Raw genomic sequence first — 6,031 nt, forward strand, 5'->3', positions numbered from 1 at the left:
GATCCCTCTTGAAGTTACTTCTGGCTTTCCGGTTGGGTCACCGAAAAGCCATCAGCACTGTGTTATTGTGTCTCTTTCGCTGGAAGTTTGGTCAGGTAGGTGATCAGCGCGTTCAGCTCGTCGTGAGACTTCAGGCTGCCCATATTGATCAGGTAACGGTTATTCACCATAAAGCCGGGAACGGCATGAACGTGTTCGCCATACTGGTTCCAGTCCAGTACCGTCTTCATCACCATCAGGTTATTCTGGTTCGCCTCAAAGTCAGACTGTTTCAGTCCAGCCTTTTCCAGCGTCTGGAAGAAGTCCGCATCGTTTCGCCAGTCGCCCTTGCGCTCTACATGAAGGCGACTGAAAAGAGCCTGTTTGATGGCGCTATGGTGCGGTGTACCCTGGGTCATGGCTATTGCCAGGGTGGCCTGTTTGGCATAGGCACCCATAAAGTTCATATGCGCCTGTTTGAACTCAATGCCCTGCTGACTCAGCCAGCTCTTCAGGGTAATCAGTGGTCCTTTCTCCCACTGATAGCAGCCTCCGCAGTAAATAGAAAACAGCTCGGTCACGGTTGGTCTGGTAGAAGGGGCAAGCCCTTTAACAACTTTATAATGGGTCCCTTCCTGAAACCGGCTGGCATTTTCAGCGCTGTCCGTCGCTTTGGCAAAAGCCATCATCGGAAATGCAAACATAAGTACCAATAACAACTTTCTCATCGGTATTATTTTCCTGTAGTCCTGTTTAATGGTGTGAATATCGAGAGGTTATCATTGTCCAAACCTCAGTGTCTGATAAATATGCTGGTTATTTTTCAGCCTTGTCTGCTTCCCTTGCCACTTTTGCTGCTTCCATGGCCTGCAGCTGGGTTGTAATCATTTCCGGTGTTTCCAGGGTAATGCGACCGAGCTGGCCATCCCGAAACTCATTGATCAGAATTTCGGCAACCTTATGGGTATCGGCAATGCCGCCCCTGCGCATACAGCCACGCCGCTGACCGATCCTGTCAAACAGCTCAATGCCGGTTTGCGGGATGTCCTTAAGCTGGTAACGCTGCAAGAGCGCGTCCGGATAATGCTGCATCATAAACTCGGCCAGGTACATGGCAACGTCTTCAAACTCAATAACCGTGTTTTTGATGGCGCCGCTGATGGCCAGACGGTAGCCGCAATCCTCCGGCTCAAGCTTGGGCCAGAGGAAGCCGGGGGTGTCCAGCAAGACAATATTATTGGGCAGTTTGATTCTCTGCTGCTGCCTGGTGACCGCCGGCTCATTGCCGGTTTTGGCAACTGTGCGACTGGCCAGAATATTGATGGTGGTGGATTTGCCCACATTGGGGATACCAAGGATGATGGCCTTCAGCTGGCTGACCTCCAGATTCCGCTCAGGAACCATGGCGGGTGCCATAGCCAGAATGCTGCGAATTTTGTCCGGCTGCTTCAGATTGACGGCAATGGCCTTCATGCCGGAAGTGCGGTTGATATGGTCTACCCATTGTTGGGTGACCGCCGGATCAGCCAGATCACTCTTGTTGAGAATCTTGATGCAGGGGGTGTCTTTACGCAGGGAGGCAACCATCGGGTTCTCGCTGCTGAAGGGAAGCCGCGCGTCCAGCACCTCGATAATAAGATCCATCTTTGGTATCACTTCTCGGATCTCTTTTTTGGCCTTGTGCATATGGCCGGGATACCAGTTTATTGCCATTGTTGGATCTATCTTGCCTGAATGAAAACGGATTATTTTACTATGTATCGGGTACGCCACAAACCACCAATTTGAAAAGATTAAATGGTAGCGGCTGACCTGTTATGGTGGCTATGCGCCAAGTGATGGCAAGAGCGCTTGCAGGGCAGAAGGGGCGTGAAATAGAACGTTGTGTCAGCCGAGCCTGGTAACTGTTATGAGTTAGTAAATGGCACCAACACTCTGAATCCCTTTACTGTCCCGCAAATAATAGGCGATCCATTTCAGCGCTCTTTTTTGCAGTGACCTGAGCGGTCTTCCTGCAATTTCCTCTGCTTCCTCAATCACCTCAAGGTAGCTTTTGCCCAGAAACTGCATCTGATAAGTGCCAATGACCATGCCTGTCCGGTCACTGCCAGCCTGACAGTGAACAAAAATGGCGGCAGGCCTGCTGTACTCCTGATTAAGTAATTTGCTGAGCTTATCTACAAGTTTGTATACATCACCAATAAAGGGGAGTTTGAGCATGATGTGGAGGGCTGACTTCGGGTAATAATCAGGATTGGAAGCGGCACCATAAACCGGATGGTGGATCAGCTGCAACAGATCCGGGTTGATTTGAGCAAACATCTGTTCTTGTTTCAGTAAATGACGTTCACCGAGCTTGCTGATCAACGAAATATTATAAATATAGATGTCTTCGGGAAGGGGGGTCTGGAGCTTTTCCATACTTCTCCGGTTCATGGTGTCAATAAGCGCTTGATAGGCAAACCGGCCTTTGATAACGGGCATGTTGCCCCGGAAAAGGTAGTTTCCGGACACGGGATTATAGTCAACCAGCCTTAGTTTCCGGGGGGAGAATGCCACTTCTTTCGACTTGGGTCCGTCAGCAGCCGACGATAAATCGTTGGATACAGGGCGTTGTGAGGCGGTGTTGCCCACCGTGGCAAAGGAGAGCAGAACCAGTATTGAGATAAGCCGTCTGATAATAGTCATGATGTACTTCATAATTATGTGGAGTCATACATCAGACTGTTTTCTGCTCTGAGAGTTGCAAAGATTTTTTGGTATAACTTCCTGTAAATGGCAGGCCTGCCATTGCAGGCCGTATTGAGGGTGATGGACTTTCAATCACTGGATTAGACGTTTTCCCAGGCTGATGACCTGGTCTGTCTGGTAACCCAGGGATTGATAGAAGGCCAAAACCTGTTGGTTGGTGCTGCGTACCTGCAGGTTGATCTTTGGGCATCCCAGCTTTGCCAGACGAGTTTCCAACTTTTCCATCAGGGTTCTGCCCAGTCCGTATTGCTGCCATTGGGGAGCGACGGCCAGATAGTTCACCCAACCTCTATGGCCCTCGTAACCCCCCATAACCGATGCGACGATTTCATTTTTGATCAGCCCTACCAGGAAAAGGTCGTCATTGATAGCTACTTTTCTATCGATATCACTTTGTGGAATATTCTGTGAAGTGGTCAGACCACACTGTTGCCATAGCCTGATAACCGCTTCTGCATCTTCAGGTTTGAAGGCGCGAACTGTCATTCCGGGCTGAGCTTTATGCCGCCGGGCGTTCTCTGGTTTCGGGGTTGTTACGGGTAATCGGATTCTGGACATCCGGTAGCTGTTGACCAGCTGTCCATCGCGGAAGGCATCATATTTGCTTTCACCTTCTATCTCAAAACCAAAGCCCTGGTAGAGGCTAATAGCCCGGGAGTTGTCGGTATAAACGTCTAATTCGATCCGCACCAGGTTCAACCAGTTGTCGGCGAGTTCTACCATGGCCGACATGAGCTGTTTGCCGATGCCTTGTCCCCGGGCATCCGGATGCACGGTAATAGCAAAACTTGCGCAGTGTTTGCGCCGTGGGTTGTCCTGTATTTTTAGCCCGAGAAGGCCAAGGATTTGTCCTGAGGACTCGGCTACCAGATGTATATGGTTCTTGTCGTCCATATTGAACAGATTGTGCCAATACGCTTGGGGTCGGTATGGGATCTGGCTGGTCTGACGGGTTACTCCCGGGTCGCGAAAAAACTCACCAATAGCGTATAAGTCAGCAGGCTCGGCGTGCCGGATAACGGTATCCATGTTTTATTCCCTATAATTCAATAGCAATGACTTTAGGCTATATAATCGGACAGTTTCAAGATGCAGGTTTTAAATGCTGAAGCTTAAAATGCTGAAGCTCCGTAGCTATCGCGCAGTATTTGTTTTTCCGGGCATATTCATTGCCTTTCATAGTGGATCATTTGGTTGACTATTTACAGGGTGATAAGGGTTTTTTTAAAATTTAGACTATCATGAGTTTTCTAAATATGATTTATAAAAAAAGTAAGGAGTTTTTAATATGTATTCGACTACAACATTAAGTACTCATTCTACTGTGGCTTCATCTGGTTCTATCGAAGATCTATCCTTATCTGATGAAGAAAACGTATCGTTCGAAAAAGTAAGCAAGTTTGGAAGAATAATTGTTAAAGCACCAAATGCTATTTCACAATTAACCTTGGAAAAAGCTAATCGGGAAATTGATAAATTACCTGCTTATGATTTTAAAAGTAAAGGCAATAGAATACGAGAGGTTGACCTTGTTGCTTCAGAATATTCCAAGGATGCACAGCGTCCAACCAAAGTTACATTTGATGCGGATGGTAAACTTTCAGATACAGAAGAGTTTGAAAAAAAATTTGCACCACATACAGACTCAATAAAGGCAATGTGTAAAGAGGCCTTGCAAACAATGGGGCAAAAACTTAACTGGAAGAATATATCTATTGAGGTTCGTTGTAATGTGCTCAGGTATCCATTTACCCCTGAACAAACACAGATATGCAATATGGCATGGCATAAAGATGGATGTAATTTATCCATGACAACGCTTTTATCTCCATATTATCAACACGGTAATGGTTTTACTGGTGGAGAATTGAGTTTTGCACAAGATTCATTATTTTCTCCCGGAGTTCCTGTAGCGGGTACCATAAAAACACTTGAGTACGAAAAGCCGGGAGATGGCTTCATCTTTGATGGTTTGAAATCATTGCATAAAGTTGAAAACATGCATCTATTGCATGAAATTAAGGATGGAGAAGAAATCGTAGAAAGACTGCTGCTTCTTTGTTTTGCCTGGCCATCTATAGGTGATGTAATCACTCTTTCAGAAGCACTTGGTAAAGAAAATTTAGTCTGAGCACCTAGTCCAAAATTCAGATATGAGTTATAAAACAGGTAGGCATTTTTAATATGTATTCAACCGCATCATTAAGTGCTGAGTCTACAGTGGCTTTCACTGATTCTTTTGAAGGTTCATCCTTATCTGGTAAGAAGGAATCAATAAAGGCGGGGAAAAATTCTGGAAGAGTGATTGTTAAGGTAACAAATACTGTTTCAAAAACAACCATGGTAAAAGCGTTTCAGGAAATTGATAGATTGACTACAATCGATTTTCAAAACAACGGGAATAAATTGCAGGATATCAGAATCATTGATCCAGAAAAATATAATAAATATCTATTTCCATCAACAGTAACATTTGACGCATCTGGTAAGCTTTCAGATACAGAGGCCTTTGATAAAAATTTTAAGCCGAATACAGATTCAATAAACAAAATGTGTAAAGAGGCTTTGCAAACAATGGGGCGCAAACTCCACTGGAGGAATTGTACTGTGGAGGCTTGGTGCTCTTTGCTCAGGTATCCATTCACCAGTGAACAAACATTGATATGTAATATGCCATGGCATAGAGATCTATGTACTTTATCCATGACAACACTGTTATCTCCATATAATCAAAACGATAATGGTTTTTGTGGTGGAGCATTGAGTTTTGCAAAAGATTCAAATGTTTCTGGTACTCTTCCTAGAGGTTCTTCTGGTATTCCTGAAAAAGCTACAATAAAAACATTTGAATACAAAGAACAAGGAGATGGCTTCATCTTTGATAGTATTAACTCACTTCATAAAGTTGAAAAAATGTATGTATTGAATGAAGAGAAGCTTAAAGAACGATCCGTACAAAGATTGTTGCTTGTTTGCCTTACTAATCCATCTGAAGATGATGTAAGACATCTTTCAGTAGCGCTTGGTGAAGAAAATTTAGCTTGAGTTTAACGCCAAAACCAAGGGGTGTTGCAGGTTCAGCCTTCTGGATTTTTGTAAGGCTGGTATGGGCAGGCGGAGAATACAGTTTAATTTAAACTGCTGGCTACCGTCCGAATCATAGTTGTGTCAGGTCAGCAATTCCCGATGAATCACTAAGCCCTACAGCCGCAACAGTCTCAGAGGTGTAATAAAAACAGAGCCCGCGCAATTTATCGACTAAAATAATCTCTTATAAAACCAGTGTCGTTGGGTGGATTAT

6 protein-coding genes are annotated in these 6,031 nt (G+C 45.1%); 2 read left to right on the forward strand and 4 right to left on the reverse strand.

Features of this window, described 5'->3' with window-relative positions:
- Positions 1 to 62 precede the first annotated feature (62 nt).
- The 4 genes from J7438_RS21885 to J7438_RS21900 form a co-directional block, all read right to left on the reverse strand.
- A complete protein-coding gene (locus tag J7438_RS21885) occupies positions 63 to 707 on the reverse strand; it encodes a thioredoxin domain-containing protein (protein WP_209200577.1) in 645 nt (214 codons plus the stop codon).
- 88 nt (positions 708 to 795) lie between these two features.
- Positions 796 to 1,692: a ribosome biogenesis GTPase YlqF gene (gene ylqF, locus J7438_RS21890; RefSeq protein WP_209200578.1), complete on the reverse strand. Its 897-nt coding sequence runs from the start codon at positions 1,690 to 1,692 to the stop codon at positions 796 to 798.
- A 201-nt stretch (positions 1,693 to 1,893) separates the two neighbouring features.
- On the reverse strand, positions 1,894 to 2,667 hold the full coding sequence (locus tag J7438_RS21895; protein WP_209278230.1) for a protein-tyrosine phosphatase family protein: 774 nt from the start codon (positions 2,665 to 2,667) through the stop codon (positions 1,894 to 1,896).
- Between the two features lie 135 nt (positions 2,668 to 2,802).
- Positions 2,803 to 3,759: a GNAT family acetyltransferase gene (locus tag J7438_RS21900; protein ID WP_209278231.1), complete on the reverse strand. Its 957-nt coding sequence runs from the start codon at positions 3,757 to 3,759 to the stop codon at positions 2,803 to 2,805.
- Positions 3,760 to 4,018: 259 nt separating this feature from the next.
- Between J7438_RS21900 and J7438_RS21905 the strand changes: the two genes are divergently transcribed.
- On the forward strand, positions 4,019 to 4,861 hold the full coding sequence (locus tag J7438_RS21905; protein WP_209278232.1) for a hypothetical protein: 843 nt from the start codon (positions 4,019 to 4,021) through the stop codon (positions 4,859 to 4,861).
- A gap of 53 nt (positions 4,862 to 4,914) precedes the next feature.
- Entirely contained in the window at positions 4,915 to 5,775 is an 861-nt protein-coding gene (locus J7438_RS21910) for a hypothetical protein (protein ID WP_209278233.1), read from the forward strand.
- The last annotated feature ends 256 nt before the right edge of the window (positions 5,776 to 6,031 follow it).

Source organism: Thalassotalea sp. G20_0 (genome assembly GCF_017744175.1).
In the GTDB taxonomy this organism is placed as follows: Bacteria; Pseudomonadota; Gammaproteobacteria; order Pseudomonadales; family Endozoicomonadaceae; genus Endozoicomonas.